The sequence below is a fragment of the Paracoccus sp. UBA5162 genome (assembly GCF_002413585.1).
Classification (GTDB): domain Bacteria; phylum Pseudomonadota; class Alphaproteobacteria; order Rhodobacterales; family Rhodobacteraceae; genus Paracoccus.
Map to the genome: position 1 here is coordinate 20,427 of NZ_DHXG01000045.1, position 19,455 is coordinate 39,881.

At 67.0% G+C, this 19,455-nt stretch carries 22 protein-coding genes; 12 read left to right on the plus strand and 10 right to left on the minus strand.

All coding sequences use genetic code 11. The features are described 5' to 3' along the window. Position 1: 1 nt before the first annotated feature. Complete coding sequence (locus B4A72_RS06060) at positions 2-595, plus strand: ribonuclease T2 (RefSeq protein WP_292978228.1); 594 nt, start codon at positions 2-4, stop codon at positions 593-595. Between the two features lie 63 nt (positions 596-658). Here the strand turns inward: B4A72_RS06060 and B4A72_RS06065 are convergent, their stop codons facing one another. Further along, positions 659-1,291 carry a DsbA family protein gene (locus B4A72_RS06065; RefSeq protein ID WP_292957606.1) on the minus strand — a complete coding sequence of 211 codons (633 nt, stop codon included), beginning with the start codon at positions 1,289-1,291 and terminating at the stop codon, positions 659-661. Positions 1,292-1,480: 189 nt separating this feature from the next. Between B4A72_RS06065 and B4A72_RS06070 the strand changes: the two genes are divergently transcribed. Continuing rightward, on the plus strand, positions 1,481-1,690 hold the full coding sequence (locus tag B4A72_RS06070; protein WP_292957609.1) for a hypothetical protein: 210 nt from the start codon (positions 1,481-1,483) through the stop codon (positions 1,688-1,690). A 48-nt stretch (positions 1,691-1,738) separates the two neighbouring features. Here the strand turns inward: B4A72_RS06070 and B4A72_RS06075 are convergent, their stop codons facing one another. Beyond that, positions 1,739-2,206: a hypothetical protein gene (locus B4A72_RS06075; protein WP_292957612.1), complete on the minus strand. Its 468-nt coding sequence runs from the start codon at positions 2,204-2,206 to the stop codon at positions 1,739-1,741. Positions 2,207-2,416: 210 nt separating this feature from the next. Here B4A72_RS06075 and rimO point away from each other — a divergent pair, with 210 nt between their 5' ends. From rimO to ettA, 5 genes are all read left to right on the plus strand, one after another. Then, complete coding sequence (gene rimO / locus B4A72_RS06080) at positions 2,417-3,781, plus strand: 30S ribosomal protein S12 methylthiotransferase RimO (protein ID WP_292978229.1); 1,365 nt, start codon at positions 2,417-2,419, stop codon at positions 3,779-3,781. After that, the gene (locus B4A72_RS06085) at positions 3,778-4,389 is read left to right on the plus strand and encodes a BglII/BstYI family type II restriction endonuclease (RefSeq protein ID WP_292957618.1); all 612 of its coding nucleotides are present in this window, start codon (positions 3,778-3,780) and stop codon (positions 4,387-4,389) included. Before rimO ends, B4A72_RS06085 begins: the two co-directional genes overlap by 4 nt. After that, complete coding sequence (locus B4A72_RS06090) at positions 4,373-5,011, plus strand: MT-A70 family methyltransferase (RefSeq protein ID WP_292957621.1); 639 nt, start codon at positions 4,373-4,375, stop codon at positions 5,009-5,011. The genes B4A72_RS06085 and B4A72_RS06090 overlap by 17 nt, the downstream gene beginning before the upstream one ends. Before the next feature lie 253 nt (positions 5,012-5,264). Further along, positions 5,265-6,131, plus strand: coding sequence for a sulfotransferase family protein (locus B4A72_RS06095; protein ID WP_292978230.1), 867 nt, complete (start codon positions 5,265-5,267; stop codon positions 6,129-6,131). Between the two features lie 57 nt (positions 6,132-6,188). Beyond that, positions 6,189-7,844 carry an energy-dependent translational throttle protein EttA gene (gene ettA, locus B4A72_RS06100; protein WP_292957627.1) on the plus strand — a complete coding sequence of 552 codons (1,656 nt, stop codon included), beginning with the start codon at positions 6,189-6,191 and terminating at the stop codon, positions 7,842-7,844. 134 nt (positions 7,845-7,978) lie between these two features. Here the strand turns inward: ettA and B4A72_RS06105 are convergent, their stop codons facing one another. The 4 genes from B4A72_RS06105 to B4A72_RS06120 are packed head-to-tail and all read right to left on the minus strand — an operon-like array spanning position 7,979 to position 11,502. Beyond that, positions 7,979-8,752: an ABC transporter permease gene (locus tag B4A72_RS06105; protein ID WP_292957630.1), complete on the minus strand. Its 774-nt coding sequence runs from the start codon at positions 8,750-8,752 to the stop codon at positions 7,979-7,981. Continuing rightward, a complete protein-coding gene (locus B4A72_RS06110; RefSeq protein WP_292957633.1) occupies positions 8,749-9,693 on the minus strand; it encodes an ABC transporter ATP-binding protein in 945 nt (314 codons plus the stop codon). Before B4A72_RS06110 ends, B4A72_RS06105 begins: the two co-directional genes overlap by 4 nt. A 25-nt stretch (positions 9,694-9,718) precedes the next feature. Further along, complete coding sequence (locus tag B4A72_RS06115; protein ID WP_292957636.1) at positions 9,719-10,921, minus strand: MFS transporter; 1,203 nt, start codon at positions 10,919-10,921, stop codon at positions 9,719-9,721. After that, entirely contained in the window at positions 10,921-11,502 is a 582-nt protein-coding gene (locus B4A72_RS06120; protein WP_292957639.1) for an NADPH-dependent FMN reductase, read from the minus strand. Before B4A72_RS06120 ends, B4A72_RS06115 begins: the two co-directional genes overlap by 1 nt. Positions 11,503-11,573: 71 nt before the next feature. Between B4A72_RS06120 and soxR the strand changes: the two genes are divergently transcribed. Next, positions 11,574-12,053, plus strand: a complete 480-nt coding sequence (gene soxR / locus B4A72_RS06125) for a redox-sensitive transcriptional activator SoxR (protein WP_292957642.1) — start codon at positions 11,574-11,576, stop codon at positions 12,051-12,053. A gap of 257 nt (positions 12,054-12,310) precedes the next feature. Here the strand turns inward: soxR and B4A72_RS06130 are convergent, their stop codons facing one another. Continuing rightward, a complete protein-coding gene (locus B4A72_RS06130) occupies positions 12,311-13,579 on the minus strand; it encodes a 4-aminobutyrate--2-oxoglutarate transaminase (RefSeq protein ID WP_292978231.1) in 1,269 nt (422 codons plus the stop codon). A gap of 137 nt (positions 13,580-13,716) precedes the next feature. On the opposite strand from B4A72_RS06130, the gene B4A72_RS06135 reads away from it, so the two are divergent. Next, the gene (locus B4A72_RS06135; protein WP_292957648.1) at positions 13,717-14,451 is read left to right on the plus strand and encodes a rhomboid family intramembrane serine protease; all 735 of its coding nucleotides are present in this window, start codon (positions 13,717-13,719) and stop codon (positions 14,449-14,451) included. Between the two features lie 102 nt (positions 14,452-14,553). Then, entirely contained in the window at positions 14,554-15,726 is a 1,173-nt protein-coding gene (locus B4A72_RS06140) for a pyridoxal-phosphate-dependent aminotransferase family protein (RefSeq protein WP_292957651.1), read from the plus strand. A 104-nt stretch (positions 15,727-15,830) separates the two neighbouring features. On the opposite strand, the gene B4A72_RS06145 is transcribed toward B4A72_RS06140, so the two are convergent. Both B4A72_RS06145 and B4A72_RS06150 read right to left on the minus strand, forming a co-directional pair. Then, complete coding sequence (locus B4A72_RS06145) at positions 15,831-16,397, minus strand: RsmD family RNA methyltransferase (RefSeq protein ID WP_292957654.1); 567 nt, start codon at positions 16,395-16,397, stop codon at positions 15,831-15,833. An 85-nt stretch (positions 16,398-16,482) separates the two neighbouring features. Beyond that, the gene (locus tag B4A72_RS06150) at positions 16,483-17,685 is read right to left on the minus strand and encodes an NAD(P)/FAD-dependent oxidoreductase (RefSeq protein WP_292978249.1); all 1,203 of its coding nucleotides are present in this window, start codon (positions 17,683-17,685) and stop codon (positions 16,483-16,485) included. Between the two features lie 84 nt (positions 17,686-17,769). On the opposite strand from B4A72_RS06150, the gene B4A72_RS06155 reads away from it, so the two are divergent. Both B4A72_RS06155 and B4A72_RS06160 read left to right on the plus strand, forming a co-directional pair. Beyond that, positions 17,770-18,255, plus strand: a complete 486-nt coding sequence (locus B4A72_RS06155; RefSeq protein ID WP_292957660.1) for a peroxiredoxin — start codon at positions 17,770-17,772, stop codon at positions 18,253-18,255. Between the two features lie 9 nt (positions 18,256-18,264). Next, positions 18,265-18,864 carry a gamma-glutamylcyclotransferase family protein gene (locus B4A72_RS06160; RefSeq protein WP_292978232.1) on the plus strand — a complete coding sequence of 200 codons (600 nt, stop codon included), beginning with the start codon at positions 18,265-18,267 and terminating at the stop codon, positions 18,862-18,864. Here B4A72_RS06160 and B4A72_RS06165 read toward each other — a convergent pair. Next, on the minus strand, positions 18,795-19,455 hold a 661-nt coding region (locus B4A72_RS06165; RefSeq protein WP_292978233.1), incomplete at its 5' end, for a GNAT family N-acetyltransferase. The genes B4A72_RS06160 and B4A72_RS06165 overlap by 70 nt on opposite strands.

A 19,455-nucleotide genomic window follows, 5' to 3' on the forward strand; every position in this document is an offset into this window, starting at 1 on the left:
AGTGCCGGCCGCCGCCCAGGACCGCGCCGGCCGGTTCGATTATTACGTCCTGTCGCTTGGCTGGTCGCCCTCCTGGTGCCGTGCGACGGGGGATTCCCGCGATGCCGGGCAATGCGACGCCGGCGGCAAGACCGATTTCATCGTCCATGGGCTCTGGCCGCAATATGAACGCGGCTGGCCGCAGGATTGCGCCTCGGACGAACGCGACCCGTCGCGGCGGGACAGTCAGGCGATGGCGGATCTGATGGGCTCGGGCGGACTGGCCTGGTATCAGTGGAAGAAACATGGCCGCTGTTCGGGGCTGTCGGCGGCCGGCTACTTCGCGGCCACCCGCGAGGCGGCGACGCGCGCGCGCATCCCCGGTGTGTTCGACGGCCTGTCCCGCGACATCACGCTGCCGCCCTCGGTCATCGAGGATGCCTTCATCGAGGCCAATCCGGCGCTGACCCGCGACGGCATCACCGTCACCTGCCGGTCCGAGGCCCTGCAGGAGGTCCGCATCTGCCTGACCCGCGATCTTCAGCCACGCGACTGCGCGCCCGATGCGCGGCGCGATTGTTCGCGGCGTTCGGTCCTGATGGAAAAGGTGCGCTGAACCGACGGCCCCGCCCGGCCCCGGGATGCGGCCACCGAACCGAAAGCGCCGTCGAAGATCCCTTCAGCCCGCCGAGGTGCCCAGCGTCTTGCGGGCTCGGGCGACCATATCACGCATTTCCTTCAGGCTCATCGCGCCGAAGACGGCCTCGTCTCCGGCGACGAAGGCGGGCGTCCCCATCAGGCCCATATGATCGGCAAGCTGGAAGGACAGGGCGATGTGGTCACTGACACGCTTGGCGTCCATCTCGCGGCGCAATTGCGCCTCATCCAGTCCGACCTCACGGGCGACGCGCATCACCGTCGGTTCGGCCGCGCGCACCTTCAATTTCATCAGCGCCTCATGGAACTGCCAGTATTTTCCCTGGCTCAGCGAGGCCAGCGAGGCGCGGGCCGCAAATTCGCTGCCGGGCCCGAAGACCGGCCATTCGCGATAGACGACGCGAAGCTGCGGATCGGACAGGATCAGCCTTTGCACCGTGCCGACCATCTTCCGGCAGAAGGGACAATTGTAGTCGAAGAACTCGGTCAGCGTGACATCGCCCTGCGGATTGCCCAGAACCGGAGCATTGGGCGAGCGTTCCAGCGCCTTGCGCAGTTCCTCGGGCATCGGGTTGGGCCGGTCCTGCGCGAAGGCCGGCAGCGCGGCGGCACCGAGCGCGGCACAGGCGGTCAGCAAATGGCGGCGGGTCGGCATGGGCGTTCCTTTCGGGTCGTCATCGGATGTCGCACCCGGACAGGGATAGAAGGCCGTCGGATGCGGGAACAGTCACGTTTCGGTGGGGTCGGACATGCGATCTGCCGCCGATGCCGGCGGGTTTCCTTTGGAAAATGGGTGATTCGGCCGCATTCTGTCCGGATACATCCCAACTGGACAGGAACCGCCATGCCCCGTCTGACCGTTTCCGCCGCCATTGCCGCGCTGCTGGCCCTGCCTGCTGTCGCGCAAGAGACGCCGACACCCGTTCCCGTGATCCCCGCGCCGCAGACACAGGCCACGCCGCAGACCGGCGACGCCCAGGGCGAAACCCGGCCCCAACCGATCGCGCCGGCGCGGAAAGCCACCTGCTCGGATCGCAAGCAGGTGACGTCGTAATCGGGCCCGCGGCCCGCAACTCCGTGCCGCGACGGGCGGGATGCGGGTTCATTTCTTGCGGCCCGGCCGTTTCGACCTTTTGCAGATCTTCGCCTGCGGATCGAGGCGGACGTATTCGCGCGCGCTGATCCGGTTGATCGACAAGGACCGGTTCCAGCCGCCGAACCATTCCCGGCGGATCCCGTTGCGGTAATATTCGCCCATGATCTGATCGACCAGCGGCGGGATGATCGTGGTGCCGGGGATGCGCGGCGCATGAAAGCCGATCGTCAGTTTCGGGCCCAGACAGGCATTGGGCAGCGTAGTCAGAATCGTGCAGGCCGAATCGCAAACGCCCCGGATGCGGATCGGACGGCTTGACCGCGCCAGTTCGGCCCGCCGCCGGACCATCTGCAGGACATTGCCGCCCTTGTCGTTCCAGATATCCAGATAGCCATCGGTCACGCGCATCTCGGCCGCCGCCGGCAGCGGCGCCAGGGCCAGCGCGACCAGCAGCGCGATCCGGGCCGCCTTCATCGACCGCGCTCGGGCGCCGGCAGCCGGGGGCCGGCCGGCGGCGGCGCGACAAGGACAAGGGCAAGCATCAGCCGGGCCATGGTCGTGGTCATGGCAACAGTATCGGCGGAAGCAAGCCGGCGCGAAAGCCGTCAGTCGCTCCTGTCACGCAATCGTCAGGTCTTGTGCGCGGCCCTTCCCTGACCGGGCGGAATCGCTTATCTGCGGCCCATGCAGCAGAACCCGCCCGATCTTCGCCCCGACCTTGCCCGCGCCCGCATCCCCGAACAGCGGCGCGACGGTCAGCCGACCATCGGAATGGTCAGCCTGGGTTGCCCCAAGGCGCTGGTGGACAGCGAACGCATCCTGACGCGCCTGCGCGCCGAGGGTTACGCGATCAGCGCGGATTACGCGGGCGCGGATGCGGTGGTCGTCAACACCTGCGGCTTTCTGGACAGCGCCAAGGCGGAATCGCTGGATGCGATCGGCGAGGCGCTGGCCGAAAACGGCCGGGTGATCGTCACCGGCTGCCTGGGGGCGGAGCCCGACTATATCACCGGCGCGCATCCCCGCGTCCTGGCCGTGACCGGACCGCATCAATACGAACAGGTCCTGGATGCGGTCCATGACGCGGTCCCGCCCGCGCCCGATCCGTTCATCGACCTGCTGCCCGCCAGCGGCGTCAGCCTGACGCCGCGCCATTACAGTTATCTCAAGATCTCAGAGGGCTGTAACCATAAGTGCAAGTTCTGCATCATCCCCGACATGCGCGGCCGCCTGGTCAGCCGCCCGGCCCATGCGGTGATCCGCGAGGCCGAAAGGCTGGTCGAGGCCGGGGTCCGCGAGCTTCTGGTCATCAGCCAGGACACCAGCGCCTACGGCCTTGACCGCCGCCATGCCGAGGAACGCGGCCACCGCGCCCATATCACCGATCTGGCCCGCGACCTTGGCTCGCTGGGGGCATGGGTGCGGCTGCATTATGTCTATCCCTATCCGCATGTGCGCGACCTGATCCCGCTGATGGCCGAAGGACGGGTGCTGCCCTATCTGGACATTCCCTTCCAGCACGCGCATCCCGACGTGCTGCGCCGCATGGCCCGGCCGGCGGCGGCGGCGAAGACGCTGGACGAGGTCGCGGCCTGGCGCGCGATCTGCCCCCAGATCACCCTGCGATCCACCTTCATCGTCGGCTATCCCGGCGAGACCGAGACCGAATTCCAGACCCTGCTGGACTGGCTGGACGAGGCGCGACTGGATCGCGTCGGCTGCTTTCAATACGAGAACGTCAAGGGCGCGCGGGCAAACGATCTGCCCGATCATGTCGCCCCCGAAATCAAGCAGGACAGGTTCGAGCGGTTCATGCAGAAGGCGCAGGCCATCAGCGAGGCAAAGCTCGCCGCCAAGATCGGACAGCGGGTCCAGGTGATCGTGGATCAGGTGGACGCCGATGGCGCCACCTGCCGCACCAAAGCCGATGCGCCCGAAATCGACGGCAACCTGTTCATCGACCAGGGGTTCGAGGCGCTGTCGCCCGGCGATATCGTCACCGTGACCGTGGACGAGGCCGGCGAATACGACCTGTGGGGTCACATGTGAGCCTGCGCAACCGGCTGCCCGCCTTCATCAGCGATCACTACGAGGTCCATGAATGGCGCCATGCCAGCGCGATCCTGGCCCATGATTTCCCCGACGAATGGCGCGATATCGTCGATGTCCTGACCGCGTTCCGGCTGCGACGCGAATGGATCGAAGTCGGCGGCGGCAACAAGTCGCGCGTCTCGGCCTTCATCGACGGCGCGCTGGCGCGGCGCGGATGGTCCGAACGCCAGTTCCGGACCGGCATCGTCGTGGACGATTCGCTGACCGAAAGCCCCACGCACAAGGTGGACTGCTTCAAGAACGGCATCGGCCTGGAAATCGAATGGAACAACAAGGATCCGTTCTATGACCGTGATCTGAACAATTTCAGGCTGCTCTTCGATCTGCGCGCGCTGAGCGTGGGCGTGATCGTCACCCGATCCGACGCGCTGCAACGAATCTTCAGGACTTTGGGACGAGGATCGTCCTATGGCGAATCGACGACGCATATGTCCAAGCTTCTGCCGCGGATTGAAGGTGGCGGCGGGGCCGGTTGTCCGCTATTGGTATTCGGGATCACCGAAGCACTATATGTAGAAGGGCGAGGCGATGAACAGCGCGAGTGACGATCTTCTGGCGGCAGCCGGATCCACGCGTTTCGGCACCATCCTCGCCGATCCGCCCTGGCAGTTCCAGAACCGCACCGGCAAGATGGCGCCAGAACACAAAAGGCTGTCGCGCTATCCGACCATGACGCTGGACGACATCTGCGATCTGCCGGTCGAGGCCATCGCAGCCGCGCGCGCGCACCTGTATCTGTGGGTTCCGAACGCGCTGCTGCCCGAAGGGCTTCGGGTCATGGATCAATGGGGCTTCAGATACAAAAGCAACCTGATCTGGTACAAGATCCGCAAGGATGGCGGCCCGGACCGTCGCGGGGTCGGCTTCTATTTCCGCAACGTGACCGAAATCCTGCTGTTCGGGGTGCGCGGCAAGGATGTGCGGACATTGGCGGCGGGCCGGTCGCAGGAAAATATCCTCGTCACCCAGAAGCGCGAGCACAGCCGCAAGCCCGACGAACAATACGGTCTGATCGAGGCGTGCAGCTGGGGCCCCCGGCTGGAAATGTTCGCACGCGGTCCGCGCGAGGGCTGGAATGTCTGGGGAAACCAGGCCCAGCAATACGAACCCGACTGGCCGACCTATGCCAACCATTCGCAAAGCAACGTCGTGAAGCTGCGCGAATAGGGGCTTTTGGGAACTGTCTTCTGGCCAGTCGGCATCTTCGGGATCCAGCGCTTCGATCCGCCGTCCCTGTGGCGGCGCCGGCCGGACGTGGCTTTGCCACCCCCGTGGCGCGGGACGCACCGCGCGCGCGCACCGACCCGCATCATCCGGCTGCCGATCACCGGTTTGACGTGCCGGTTCGGCGTCCTATCCTGCGCAGGCGGCCCAGAAGACCGATGACGCCGTTTTGCGGGGGATGCCCTTGATTCAGACGATGATCACCATCAGCCCGGCTTTCGACCCCGACGGCGCCCCGCGCAAGCCCGGCGCCCTGTGCATCGGTGCGCAGAAGGCGGGGACAAGCTGGCTGGCGCAGATGCTGGGCCAGCATCCGCAGGTCTGGATCCCGCCCTTCAAGGAGGTGCAGTATTTCAACCACCGCTTCATCCCCGGACACCGCCGCTGGATCGGCTGGCACTATCGCAACAAGCCGGCCGAGATCCGCGACCGCCATGCCAGACGCGACGTGCCGGTGCCACCGGAACTGGATGCCTATCTGGACGGGCTGACGGCTGGCCGGATGTTTCACAACCAATGGTACAAGCGCGTCTTCTTTCCCGCCCCCGCCCATGCCGTGCCGATGGATTTCACGCCCGAATATTCGACCCTGCCCGAAGACGGCGTGGATTTCGTGGCGGGCTTTCTGAAGAAGGCCAAGATCGTCTACCTGATCCGTCACCCGGTCGACCGCGCCATCTCGCAGCTTCGGATGAATCTTCGGCGCGAAAGGCGCGTGCCCGCGACCAATTCAGACTGGCGGGCCGAGCTGGACAACCCCGTGCTGCTCGATCGCGGCGATTACGCGACCTATCTGCCGCGCTGGCGGGCGCGGTTTCCGCAGATGATGGTGATCCCCTTCGGCCGCATCGCGCGCGAGCCCGACCTGCTGATGGACGAGATCGAGGATTATCTGGGCATCGGCCCCTTCCCCTACATGAACCTGCGCCAGAAGGTCTTTGCCAATCCCGCGGGCCTGCAACCCCCGCCCGAGACGGTCGAGGCGCTGACCGAAAGGCTGGCTCCGCAGATCGACTTTCTCGCCCGCGAGATGGGCTCCGATTTCGTCGACCGGCTGCGCTGACCTTTTCGCCGCCCGCGCTTTGGCCTACATAGCCTGCAAAACCTTCAGGAGATTCCGATGGCGTCCTATCAGTTCGTGTATCACATGGACGGCGTGTCCAAGACCTATGCCGGCGGCAAGAAGGTGTTCGAGAACATCCGCCTGAACTTTCTGCCCGGCGTCAAGATCGGCGTGGTCGGCGTCAATGGCGCCGGCAAATCCACTCTGCTGCGCGTGATGGCCGGTCTGGACAAGGATTTCACCGGCGAGGCCTGGGCCGCGAAGGGCGCGACCGTGGGCTATCTGCCGCAGGAGCCGCAGCTTGACCCGGCGCTGAACGTGCGCGGCAATGTCATGGAAGGTGTGAAGGCCAAGCAGCAGAAGCTGGATCGCTACAACGAACTGGCGATGAACTATTCCGACGAGACGGCCGAGGAAATGGCCGCGTTGCAGGATCAGATCGACGCCGAGGACCTGTGGGATCTGGACAGCCAGATCGACGTCGCGATGGAGGCTTTGCGCTGCCCGCCCGACGATGCCGATGTCGAGACCCTGTCGGGCGGCGAACGGCGCCGCGTCGCGTTATGCAAGCTGCTGCTGGAAGCACCGGACATGCTGCTTCTGGACGAGCCGACCAACCACCTGGACGCGGAAACCATTGCCTGGCTGCAAAAGCACCTGATCGAATACAAGGGCACGATCCTGATCGTGACGCATGACCGCTATTTCCTCGACGACATCACCGGCTGGATCCTGGAACTGGATCGCGGCCGCGGCATCCCCTACGAGGGCAATTACTCGGCCTGGCTGGAACAGAAGGCCAAGCGGCTGGAACAGGAAGCGCGCGAGGACAAGTCCAAGCAGAAGGTTCTGGAACGCGAACTGGAATGGATTCGCGCCGGCGCCAAGGCCCGTCAGGCCAAGCAGAAGGCCCGGATCAACGCCTATAACGAGATGGCCGGCCAGTCCGAACGCGAGAAACTGTCCCGCGCGCAGATCATCATCCCGAATGGCGAACGCCTGGGCAACAAGGTGATCGAGGTCGACGGCCTCAAGAAGGCCATGGGCGACAAGCTTTTGATCGAGGGGCTGGATTTCAGCCTTCCGCCCGGCGGCATCGTCGGCGTGATCGGCCCGAACGGCGCCGGCAAATCGACCCTGTTCCGGATGCTGACCGGGCAGGAACAGCCCGATGACGGCGAAATCACCTATGGCGACACGGTGCACCTGTCCTATGTCGATCAGTCCCGCGACGCGCTGGAAGCCGGCAAGACCGTGTGGGAGGAAATTTCCGGCGGTGCCGAACAGATCGTTCTGGGCGACGCGCAGATGAACAGCCGCGCCTATTGCAGCGCCTTCAACTTCAAGGGCGGCGACCAGCAGAAGAAGGTCGGCCAGCTGTCGGGCGGGGAACGCAACCGCGTCCACATGGCCAAGCTGCTGAAATCGGGCGGCAACGTGCTGCTGCTGGACGAACCGACCAACGATCTGGACGTCGAGACGCTTCAGGCGCTGGAAGCCGCGTTGGAAGATTTTGCCGGCTGCGCGGTGATCATCAGCCACGACCGCTTCTTCCTCGATCGCCTCTGCACCCATATCCTGGCCTTCGAGGGCGATGCCCATGTCGAATGGTTCGAAGGCAATTTCGAGGCCTATGAACAGGACAAGGTGCGCAGGCTGGGACCGGACAGCATCGAGCCGAAGCGGGTGAAATACAAGAAGTTCACCCGCTAACCCGCCACGCTGGCCACCAATCCGGCGGCCGGCCCGGATGCCGGTTCAGAAAACGCGGCCGCGCCCGACCGCAGGCGGGCGCGGATGTGGCTGTGCCAGACATGTGGTCGGGCGGCCCGCCACCGCGCCGATGCCTATTCCCGCAGCCGCCAGCCGGTCGCGAAGATCCAGCGGATGATGGCAAAGCAGATCACCACCATGACCGCCACCGCGACCAGCGACACGCCGACGGGCACATCGGCCAGCCCGAAGAAGGCCCAGCGAAAGCCCGAGATCAGGTAGAGAACCGGATTCAGCTTGGCCACCGCCTCCCAGAAGGGCGGCAGCATCGAGGCCGAATAGAAGGCGCCGCCCAAAAACACCAGGGGCGTGATGACCATCAGCGGGATCAGTTGCAACTGCTCGAACGACCGGGCCCAAAGCCCGATGATGAAGCCCAGCAACGAAAAGCCAAGCGCGGTCAGGAACAGGAAGGCCATCATCCAGAACGGATGCAGGATATGAACGCCCACGAAGAAGAAACTGGTCGCCAGGATCACCAGCGCGATCAGCATCGCCTTGACCGCGGCCGCGCCGACAAAACCCGCCGTCACCTCGATCCAGCCGACGGGCGAGACCAGATATTCGTAGATCGTGCCCGAGAATTTCGGGAAATAGATCCCGAAACTGGCATTGCTGACCGATTGCTGAAGAATCGTCAGCATCATCAGGCCGGGCACGATGAAGGCGCCGTAGGGCACGCCCTCGACCGACTGGATACGTCCGCCGATCGCCGCGCCGAAGACCACGAAATACAGCGTCGTCGAGATCACCGGCGACAGCATCGACTGCATGATGGTGCGGAAGAATCGCATCATCTCGTGATGGAAGATCGCCCAGATGCCGGGCCAGTTGACGGCCGGGCTCATGCCGCGTCCTCCGCTTTCCTGTCCTCGTTGACCAGCGTCATGAACACCTCTTCAAGGCTGGATTGCCGGGTCGAGACATCGCGCACCGTCACGCCCTCGCCGGCCAGATCGCCCAGCAGGCGCGCAATGCCCGTGCGCTCGGCCCGCGTGTCGTAATCATAGCGGATCGCGCGCCCGTCTTCGGACAGAACCAGACCGCGATCCGCGACCGATTTCGGAACCGCCGTCAGCGGCGCATCCAGTTCGATGGTCAGGGATTTCCTGCCGAACTCGCCCATCAGGTCGTCCTTGGGCTTCATCAGCAGCAATTCGCCCCGATTGATGACACCGATGCGGTCGGCCATCTCCTCGGCCTCTTCCAGATAATGCGTGGTCAGGATGATGGTCACGCCGTCGCGGCGCAGCCCTTCGACGACCTGCCACATCTCGCGGCGCAGGGCCACATCGACCCCCGCCGTCGGTTCGTCCAGAAACAGCACCCTGGGCTGATGCGACAGCGCCTTGGCGATCAGCACCCGCCGCTTCATCCCGCCCGACAATTCGCGCGTCATCGCGGCGCGCTTGTCCCACAGGGCCAGCGACCGCAGCACCTGTTCCAGATAGGCATCGTCGGGCCCCGCGCCATACAGGCCGCGCGTGAATCGCACCGTGTTCCAGACCGTCTCGAACGGCTCCAGCGCGATTTCCTGCGGGACCAGCCCGATCAGCCGCCGCGCGGCGCGCCAATCGGTGCGGATGTCGTGGCCGCCGACGCGGACGGTGCCGCCCGTAGGCACGACCAGCCCGCAGATGATCGAGATCAGCGTCGTCTTGCCTGCCCCGTTCGGGCCCAGCAGGGCCACGATCTCGCCCTCGGCAATCTCCATGCTGACGCCTTGCAGCGCCGTGGTGCCGCTGCCGTATTGCTTCGACAGATCGTCGATTTCGATGATATTCGTCATCCCTCGTTTCCTTGTCCTTCGGCCGTCAGTTCGCCCGCACCGGCCGGGCCGCACCGCCGCCCTGTCGCCGCAACGTGATGGTCAGCAGCACCGCCAGCGCGACAAAGGCGATCGCGCCCACGCGAAACGTGCCCGAATAGCCCAGATGGGCGACCAGCGGCTGAGATGCCAGAGGCGACAGGAACTGACCCAGAAAAATCGCCGCCGTCATCAGCCCCGAGATCAGCCCGCGATGCCGCGCGGGCGTCACGTTCAGCGCCGTGGTGATGAAGGTCGGCATGCAAAAGCCCAGCCCTGCGCCGATCAGCCCGGTCGAGATCATCTCGGCCGGCAGCGAATGTTCGGCCGTCAGCCCCGCAAATCCGGTCGCCAGCAACAGATACCCCGTCACCGGCGTCCCGATCCGCCCCAGCCGGGGCCGCACCAGCCCCGAGACGATCGAGGCTATGGCCGCGGCCAGCATCATCGCCCCCATCGCCGCCCCGGCGCTGGTCGGATCGGTCAGACCCATCGCGTTCAGCTGATAGGGCAGTTGCGTCGGGATCGCGTAGAAGATCACGAAGGTCAGCATCGCCGCGCCCGCCATCACCGCGACCACGCCCTGCCAGCCCGGCTCGGCCCCGGTCAGATGCGGTCCGCTGACGGGTCTGCCATCGGCCGCGCGCGCCGGCTCGGGCAGGATCGCCGACAGGATCGGCAGCAGCAGCCCGGCCAGCCCGTAGATCGCAAAGGGCAGGCGCGCGTCCTGGGCGGCCAGCACGCCCGCCACGCTGACAAAGACCAGTCCGCCCAGATTGGTCGCGGCGATCTGATAGCCCATCAGCCGCCCACGCGCCGGACCTTCGAAATAATCGCCGACCAGCGCGGCCTGCGACGTCATGATCGACGCCACCCCCAGGCCCAGCACCAGGCGGCTGACCAGAATGGCCTCGATCGAATCCAGATACAGCCCTGCGGTTCCCGCCACGGTATAGATCACCATGCCCACCAGCAGCGGCTTGCGCCGCCCCAGCCGGTCGGTAAGGCTGCCGGCGAAAGGCGCGACGATGGCGACCAGCAGCGAGGGCGCGGTGATCAGCAGACGGGTCAGCGTCGCGGCCCGGGGGTCGTCGGCAAAGCGCGCCTCGAGCCCCGGCAGCGAGGGGGTGATCGTGGCGTTGGACATGATGGTCAGCATCGCGGCCATCATCAGCCCCCATGCGCGGGGGTCCTTCAGAAGCCGGTCCATCACCCCTCCTCCGGATCATAGGGTCGTCCTTCGCGCGCCACGGCCAGCGCGTCGGCCCACCAGTCCAGCCGATGCGCGAAGACGGCCATCGCCGCCTCGACCGCCGCCGCGTCCTCGGGGTCGGCGATCCGCCCCGCTTCGTCGATCCTCCGCCAGGGCGAGACGAAACTGACCGTATCGCGCAGGGTCACGGTGTGCAGTTCGGCCAGGATGATGCGCAGCGCCTCGATCGCGCGCAGCCCGCCCGACATGCCGCCATAGCTGATCAGCCCCACGGGCCGTGCGAACCAGCCCGGCCCCGAGGAATCGATCAGCGTCTTCAGCGGCCCCGGCTCGGCGTGATTGTATTCCGGCGTGACGATGACGAAACCGTCCAGCCCCTGCATCCGCTGGTGCAGGCTGCCGATCGCCGCCTTGTCGCCGATCTGCACCGGCAGCAGGCCGGGATCGGCCGGGTCGATCAGCCGCGTGGCAAAACCGTGCCGCTCAAGCTGGCCGGTGACCCAACGCGCGACGCGATCATTCACCCGACCCTCGCGGATCGAGCCCAGGATCACGCCGATGATCTTCTGTCGTCCCATGCCTGTTCCTTGCCATTTGCGTTGCAGGATGCGACCCTAGCGCCTGAACCTTGGTTGAGGACAAGGACAAAATGTCCCGCAAAATCAATTCGTCACAATCGTCTCTGCCGAACAGCCTTCCCGTCGGCGCGCTGTCCCGGCGCAGTGGAATCCCCGTCTCGGCGATCCGTTTCTATGAACGCGAGGGGCTTTTGACAGCCTCCCGCAACGCGATCGGCCATCGTCGCTATGGCCGCGCCAGCCTTCGGATCCTGGCGATCATCAAGGCCGGTCAGCAGGCCGGGATCCCGCTGGCCGAAATCCGCACCGCTCTGGGTCCGGCCGTCAATGGCCTGCCGCTGGATCGCGACCGGTGGCGCCGGATCTCCGAGGGCTGGCGCGCCGATCTGGACCGCCGCATCCACCTGTTGCAGAACGTCCGGGACCGGCTTTCCGACTGCATCGGCTGCGGCTGTCTGTCGCACGAGTTGTGCGCCATGATCAACCCGGCCGACACCGCCGCCGACCGCGGCCCCGGAGCGCCCGGCCTTGCCGGCCCGGAGATTGCATGACCCGATATAAGGCCGGTTGTCGCCGTGGCAAGGTCGGCATGGCGGCGTCCATCCCCTCGGTCCGGCCGGTCACGACCATTGGCCCATTGCCGCGGCGGTGATGGGGGGCCGGTCTCCGGGGGTTCGGGCGCAGTCCCGATCCCCGGCGTCGCCGCGGCCCGCGTGGTGCATAGCCCGAGCCGCCCCGCTGCACCCGCTGCCCGTGCCCCGCATCTGGCGGGATTTCCGGAATCAGCACCGCGCGTCCGTTGCGGGTCCTATTCCCGCGCCGCGATCAAGCTGGCCTCGATCACATCCAGCGCCTCCTCGAAGACCGCGTCCGGGATGGTCAGCGGGGCCAGGAACCGGATCACATTGCCATGCACCCCGCAGGTCAGCAGGATCAGGCCGCGATCCAGCGCCTCGCTCCGCACCCGGTTGGCAAAGTCGGGATGCGGTGAAGCGCTGCCGGGCAGGTTGAACTCGACCGCGTTCATGAAGCCCGGGCCGCGTATATCCGCGATCTCGGGCACCTCGTCGCGCAGCGCCGCCAGCCGCTGCTTCAGCCGTTGGCCCAGCCGCACGGCCCGGTCGCACAGATCCTCGTCCTCGATCACGTCCAGCACCGCATGAGCGGCCGCGACGGCCAGCGGATTGCCTGCATAGGTGCCGCCCAGACCGCCGGGATTGGGGCTGTCCATCACCTCGGCCCGGCCGGTCACGGCGCTGATCGGCAGCCCGCCGCCAAGCCCCTTTGCCATCGTCACCAGATCGGCCGCGACGCCATGATGGTCCATCGCGAACAGCTTGCCGGTCCGCGCAAAGCCGGTCTGCACCTCGTCCGCGATCAGCAGCATTCCGTATTTGTCGCACAGCCCGCGCAATTCGGCCATGAAGCCCTGCGGCGCCTCGTAGAATCCCCCCTCGCCCTGCACCGGCTCGATGATGATCGCGGCCACCCGCTCGGGCTCCAGATCGGCCTTGAACAGACCGGTCAGGGCGCGCAGCGCATCCTCGGCCGTGACTCCGTGCAGCGGGTTGGGAAAGGGCAGGTGCCAGATATCGGGCATCATCGGCCCGAAGCCGGCCTTGTAGGGCTGAACCTTTCCGGTCAGCGCCATACCCATGAAGGTGCGCCCGTGAAACCCGCCCGCGAAGCTGATGATCCCCGGCCGCTGCGTATGGTGCCGCGCGATCTTGACCGCGTTTTCGACCGCTTCGGCGCCGGTCGTGGCGAAGATGGTCTTCTTGTCGAAATCGCCGGGAACGAGGCTGTTCAGCCTCTCGGCCAGCGCGACATAATTCTCGTAGGGGACGACCTGATGGCAGGTATGGGTAAAGCGGTCCAGTTGGGCACGAACCGCCTCGATCACTCTGGGATGGCGATGGCCGGTATTGACCACCGCGATGCCCGCGGCAAAGTCGATATAGCGATTGCCGTCCTTGTCCCAGATCTCGGCATTTTCGGCCCGTTCGGCATAGATCTGTGTGGTCATGCCGACACCACGAGAGATGGCGGCGTTCCTGCGGTCGGTCATGCTGGTCATGAAAGCTCTCCGGAAAGGCGTGTCCGGCACCTGTCTAGCGCGCCGCGCAGCGCCGCGACAGGGAAAGCTTGCAGCCGCCCGCGCACCGGGCGAACATGGCCCCGACCAGGGCCGGACCAAGGCCCCCGCGAGGCACGATGTTTCCGATCCGCGACCATAATCCCTCGCAGAGGACACCCTATGTCACCTATGCGCTGATCGCGGCGAATATCGTGATGTATCTGATGACGCTGCCCGGGGTTCCGGGCGGGGAATGGCTGTGGGCGCGGCTGGCGCTGTATCCGCTGGCGGTGGTGAACGGACAACTTCTGTGGGGTCTGTTGACCCACATGTTCCTGCATGCCGGGTTGCTGCATGTCGGCGGCAACATGCTGTTCCTGTGGGTTTTCGGGGACAATCTGGAGGACCAGATGGGCCATCGCGGCTTTCTGGCCTTCTACCTTGCGGCCGGCCTGGCGGCGGCGGCGGGACAGATCGCCGCTGCGCCCTTCTCGCCGGTGCCGATGGTGGGGGCTTCGGGCGCGATCGCGGGGGTGATGGGCGGCTATCTGCTGCTGTTTCCGCGGGCCAGGATCGATGTCATCGCCATCTTCATCATCTTCTTCAAGATCTTCACCGTGCCGGCCTGGCTGGTCCTGGGCGCCTGGTTCGCGCTGCAGGTGTTCGGCGGTTTCACCGTTGCAGGCGATGGCGGCGGCGTCGCCTACTGGGCCCATTCCGGGGGCTTCATCGCCGGAATCGTGCTGGCGCTGCCGCTGTTCCTGCGCCGCGGGGGCCCGCGCTTCTGGTCGCGCCACCATGGCCGACCGCCGCACCCGGCGGCCGATTATGCGCCCAGCCGCATCCCCCAGGTCCCGCGCCGGTTCCGCTGAGGCCTGGTGCCGCGACGCCAATGTCCCCCGCGATGCGAGGCTGGTTGACTGCACGCGCGCCGCATCCTACCGAATTCTGCACATCGTGAAGGATCCGCCACCATGAGCCTCGCCGCCGGTCATCCCGCCATCGCCATTCCCGGCCCCTCGCCGCTGCCCGACCGCGTGATGCGCGCCGCGCACCGCGCCTCGCCCGACATCTACGGCGACGATCTGGCGCAACTGAACCTGCGTGTCATGGCCCAGCTGAAGCGCCTCGCCGGCACCTCGGCCCATCTGGCGCCCTATATCGGCAACGGTCATGCCGGCTGGGAGGCCGCCGCGATCAACATGTTCGCACCGGGCGATCGGGCGCTGGTGCTGACCTCGGGTCATTTCGGCCGGTCATGGGCCGAGCTTCTGACCCAGCTTGGCGTCGAGGTCGAGCGGCTGGATTTCGGCAACGCCCCGCCCGAGGCCGAGCGGCTGGCGCAGCGTCTGGCCGAAGACGGCGAGGGCCGTATCCGCGCGGTGCTGGTCTGCCAGACCGACACGGCCAGCGCCACCACCGCCGACATTCCCGCGCTGCGCGCGGCGATGGGCGATCACCCGGCGCTGCTGGCCGTCGATGCGATCGCCTCGCTGGGCTGCGCGCCGATGATGATGGACGATTGGGGCGTGGATGTGCTGATTGCGGCCAGCCAGAAAGGGATGATGACGATGCCCGGCATGGCCTTCGTCTGGTTTTCGGACAAGGCGGCGGCGCGGGGCAAAGGCCCGCGGGTCACGCCCTACTGGGACTGGCACACGCGCGCCGGGGCCGATGCCCTGTGGCGCTTCTGGGGCGGCACACCGCCGGTCCAGCATCTCTTTGCGCTGGACGAGGCGCTGCGCATGATTCTGGATGAAGAGGGGCTGATCGCGACATGGGCCCGCCATGCGGCGCTGGCCCGGGCGGTCTGGGCCGCGGCCGAGGCCTGGGGCGAGGACGGTTGCGGGATCTGCCTGTCGGTCGGCGACCCGATGGCGCGGGCGGCCTCGGTCACGGCCATGACGGTGCCGGGGGCGGATGATCTGCGCGAGTGGCTGTCCCAGCAATGCGGCGTGACGCTGGGCATCGGACTGGGCGCGGCGCAGCCCCGGAACGCGCTGCGCGTGGCGCATATGGGCCACGCCAACGCGGCCACGATCATGGGCGTTCTCGGCTGCATGGAGGCCGGCATGACGGCGCTGGACATCGCGCACGGGCCGGGTGCGCTGGAAGCCGCAGCCCGCGTCATCGCCGAACCGGCCTGACCGGGCGAAGCGCGCGCGGACAGGGCGGGGCGATATCCCCACAGCCGCGACGACCCCGCGACGACTCCGCGACGGGCGGTCGCGGCTTGCTGCCTTGGCGGATTTCAGCCTTCCGGCAATCGCGCCAGCGTCACCCATGTATCGCCATATCGACGCTGATCGATCCGGACCAGCGGCGCAGGCACGATCGGTCCGCGCGCCTCTTCCCAGGCGATCATCGCCCCCGGGGCGATCCAGCCGCCCTGCAGCGCCGAAGCGATGGCAGCTTCGCCCAGGCCGGCACCATAGGGCGGGTCCAGAAAGATCATCCCGAACGGCCGGTCCGGGACGGGGCCCAGCCGCGTGGCATCGCGCCGCCACAGGTCGGTCACGTCCTTCGCCCGCGCCCGTTCCACGTTCGCCCGGATCAGCGCCCGCGCCGTCATGCCGTCATCGACAAAGCTCACCCGCGCTGCGCCGCGCGACAGCGCCTCCAGCCCCAGGGCGCCGGTGCCCGCGAACAGATCCAGCACCCGCGCGCCGGGCAGCGGATTGCCATGGCTGCCGTTGATCAGCAGGTTGAAGATCGCCTCGCGCACCCGGTCGGTGGTCGGTCTCAGATGCGCCGCCGCATCGCCCGCGCCCAGTTCGGCCAGTTTCAGGCCGCGCAGCGTGCCGCCGACGATCCTCACCCGACGGGCCGCCCTGCGGTGGCGTCAAGCCCGGGCCAGAGGCACCGCCCCCCCGCCCCTGCAGGCGCAACGGCGTTGCGGGGGCTCATGACAGAAGCGCCTTCAGGTCGGCGGCATCGGCAATGGCGTCCGGATCGGGCGATCTGCCCGCCTCGATCAGGCGCTTGCCGATCATGTAGGCGCGGGCGTCGTTCAGCGCATCCACCGCAATCAGGCGGTCCGCGCGAAAATACCAGACCGAGCCGCCATGCGCGCCATCGCCCTGACGGGTCACGATCCGGTCGTAGCCGGTGCCCAGACCCGCAATCTGCAGCTTGGCGTCGAACTGGTCGGACCAGAACCACGGCTTGGGCTGATAGGGCCGGTCCGCGCCCCGCATGTTGTCGGCGACGGCCTCGGCCATGTCGATGGCGCCGCCGACACTTTCCAGCCGCGCGCGCCCGCCCTGCCACGGAAAGCTGGCGCAATCGCCCGCCGCCCAGATCGCCGGATCCGATGTGCGGCCCTGTTCGTCGGCCGCGATGCCATTGTCGATCCTCAGCCCCGCCGCCTCGGCCAGGGCCGTTTCAGGGGCCACGCCGATTCCCGTCACCACGATATCGGCCGGCAGTTCGCGCCCGTCGGCAAGACTGACCCCGGTGGCGCGCGGCTCGCCCAGGATGCGTTCTATCGCGATGTCTTCCAGGATCTTCACGTCATGGGCATGGTGCAGCTCGCGGATCAACTTTGCCGTCTCGGGGGCCGCGACGCGGCCCAGGATGCGCGGCGCGGCCTCGATCAGCGTGACCTGCAATCCCAGCTTTCGGGCGACCGCGGCGGCCTCCAGCCCGATATAGCCGCCGCCGATCACGATCAGCCGGCGGTCCGGCTGCATGGCAGGGGCCAGCGCATCGACATCGGCCAATGTGCGAATGACGTGAACCCCCGGAAGATGACCGCCCATCGAGGCCGGCAGCCGGCGCGGGACCGCGCCCAGCGTCAGCGCCAGCGCGTCATAGGCAAGACGGCCGCGATCCGACACGACCTCGCGCGCGGTGCGGTCGATGGCGGTGACCGTCTCGCCGAGGCGCAGGTCGATCCCCTGATCCTGCCACCATTCGGGGCCGCGCAGCACCAGCCGATCCAATCCCATCTGACCCAGCAGATAGGCCTTGGACAGAGGCGGGCGCTGATAGGGCGCCAAGGGTTCGGCACCCAGCACCGTCAGCGGCCCGTCATGGCCCTGCGCGCGCAGCCGCGCCGCCATCGAGGCAGCCGCCTGTCCCGCGCCGACAATCACGATCCGCATCCCCTGCCCTTCCGGCTGCTGGCCAGTCATCGGGGCACAGCCTATAGTCACGCCGAATCCGTTGCAATTCATGGAGTAGGCGCGATGAGCATCCAGACCGGTCAGACATTCCCCCAAGGCAGCCTGCTGCGCGTGGGCGAGAAAGGCCCCGAATCGGTTTCCACCGCCGAACTGGCCGAGGGCCGCGTCGCCCTGTTCGGCCTGCCCGGCGCCTTTACCGGCACCTGCACCAACGCGCATATGCCCAGCTTCGTGCGCACCGCGCCCAAGTTCCGCGAAAAGGGCATCGACCGGATCGTCTGCCTGACCGTCAACGATCCCTTCGTCGCCAAGGCGTGGTCCGATGCAACCGGCGCGGCCGAAGCCGGGATCGAGGTTCTGGCCGACGCCGATGGCAGCGTCACCAAGGCGCTCGGCCTGGATTTCGACGCTCCGCCCGCAGGCTTTTACGGCCGCTGCAAACGGTTTGCCGCGCTTTTGCGGGACGGCAATGTCGAGGCGATCGACATCGAGGACGCGCCCGGACAATGCAGCGTCAGCGCCGGCGAGTCGCTGCTGGAAAAGGTCTGATCGGCGATCGTGGGCGGGATCCTGTATTTCGCCTATGGCTCCAACATGCTGTCGGCGCGGCTGAGGGCGCGCTGTCCCTCGGCCCGGCTGCTGGGACCGGCATGGGCGGAAGGTCATTGCGTCCGCTTCGAGAAGCGCGGCATGGACGGGTCCGGCAAGGCGGCGCTGATCGCCGCGGACCCGGACAAGGCGGCTGGGGTTCTCTACGCGATGGAGTCTGCCGATCTGGCCGCGCTGGACCGGTTCGAGGGCGCGGGACACGGTTATGACCGCGTCGAGGATGTCACGATCCGCCACGGGAACCGGCCGGCGCGGGCAATGACCTATCTGGCCTGCGACCCGCAGCCCGGCCTCGTTCCCTTCGACTGGTATCTGGCGCTGATCCTGGCGGGCGCGCGGCAGCACGGATTTGCCGCGAGCTACCTGAACAGGCTGGGCGGGCATCCGTGGCAGGCCGACCCGGACCCCGACCGGCCGGGGCGACGGGCCGCCTTGCAGGCACTGGCCGCGCATGGCCATGCGGATCCGGCCGCCCTGCTTCAGCCCCTGCGGAACGGGGTCCAGTCGGCCAGCGCCGCGATCTCGCCGCCCATCGCCTCGCGTTCCTGATCCAGATAATCGGCCAGGGCGCGCAGGAATCCCTCATCCGCGACCCAGTGCAGCGAATGGATCGGCACCGGCTCGTATCCCCGCGCCAGCTTGTGTTCGCCCTGCGCGCCGGCCTCGACACGCGACAGGCCATGGGCAATCGCGTGGTCGATGGCCTGATGGTAGCACAGTTCGAAATGCAGGAAGGCGTGGTCTTCGACGCAGCCCCAGTAGCGGCCATAGACGGCATCGGGCCCCAGGAAATTCAGCGCCCCCGCGATCGGGCGGCCGTCGCTTTCGGCCATGACCAGCAGGATGTCGTCGCGCATCGTGTCGTGGATGCGGTCGAAGAAGGCGCGGGTCAGGTAGGGCGTGCCCCATTTGCGCCCGCCGGTATCCTGATAGAAGGCCCAGAAGGCGTCCCAGTGATGCGGTTTCAGATCGTCGCCGGTCAGATGGACGATGCGGCCGCCGAATTCCTGCGCCCGCTGGCGTTCCTTGCGCAACGCCTTGCGCTTGCGTGACGACAGCGCGGCCAGGAAATCGTCATAGCTGCCGTAGCCGCGGTTGAGCCAGTGAAACTGCTGCGTGACGCGCGGCAGAAAGCCTGCG

Bases quoted from the DNA above. Each gene is read 5' to 3' on its own strand.
- B4A72_RS06065 (WP_292957606.1), bottom strand. From the start codon at position 1,291: ATGCCGACCCGCCGCCATTTGCTGACCGCCTGTGCCGCGCTCGGTGCC.
- B4A72_RS06070 (WP_292957609.1), top strand. From the start codon at position 1,481: ATGCCCCGTCTGACCGTTTCCGCCGCCATTGCCGCGCTGCTGGCCCTG.
- B4A72_RS06075 (WP_292957612.1), bottom strand. From the start codon at position 2,206: ATGAAGGCGGCCCGGATCGCGCTGCTGGTCGCGCTGGCCCTGGCGCCG.
- rimO (WP_292978229.1), top strand. From the start codon at position 2,417: ATGCAGCAGAACCCGCCCGATCTTCGCCCCGACCTTGCCCGCGCCCGC.
- B4A72_RS06090 (WP_292957621.1), top strand. From the start codon at position 4,373: ATGAACAGCGCGAGTGACGATCTTCTGGCGGCAGCCGGATCCACGCGT.
- B4A72_RS06095 (WP_292978230.1), top strand. From the start codon at position 5,265: ATGATCACCATCAGCCCGGCTTTCGACCCCGACGGCGCCCCGCGCAAG.
- ettA (WP_292957627.1), top strand. From the start codon at position 6,189: ATGGCGTCCTATCAGTTCGTGTATCACATGGACGGCGTGTCCAAGACC.
- B4A72_RS06105 (WP_292957630.1), bottom strand. From the start codon at position 8,752: ATGAGCCCGGCCGTCAACTGGCCCGGCATCTGGGCGATCTTCCATCAC.
- B4A72_RS06110 (WP_292957633.1), bottom strand. From the start codon at position 9,693: ATGACGAATATCATCGAAATCGACGATCTGTCGAAGCAATACGGCAGC.
- B4A72_RS06115 (WP_292957636.1), bottom strand. From the start codon at position 10,921: ATGGACCGGCTTCTGAAGGACCCCCGCGCATGGGGGCTGATGATGGCC.
- B4A72_RS06120 (WP_292957639.1), bottom strand. From the start codon at position 11,502: ATGGGACGACAGAAGATCATCGGCGTGATCCTGGGCTCGATCCGCGAG.
- soxR (WP_292957642.1), top strand. From the start codon at position 11,574: ATGTCCCGCAAAATCAATTCGTCACAATCGTCTCTGCCGAACAGCCTT.
- B4A72_RS06130 (WP_292978231.1), bottom strand. From the start codon at position 13,579: ATGACCAGCATGACCGACCGCAGGAACGCCGCCATCTCTCGTGGTGTC.
- B4A72_RS06135 (WP_292957648.1), top strand. From the start codon at position 13,717: ATGTTTCCGATCCGCGACCATAATCCCTCGCAGAGGACACCCTATGTC.
- B4A72_RS06140 (WP_292957651.1), top strand. From the start codon at position 14,554: ATGAGCCTCGCCGCCGGTCATCCCGCCATCGCCATTCCCGGCCCCTCG.
- B4A72_RS06150 (WP_292978249.1), bottom strand. From the start codon at position 17,685: ATGCGGATCGTGATTGTCGGCGCGGGACAGGCGGCTGCCTCGATGGCG.
- B4A72_RS06155 (WP_292957660.1), top strand. From the start codon at position 17,770: ATGAGCATCCAGACCGGTCAGACATTCCCCCAAGGCAGCCTGCTGCGC.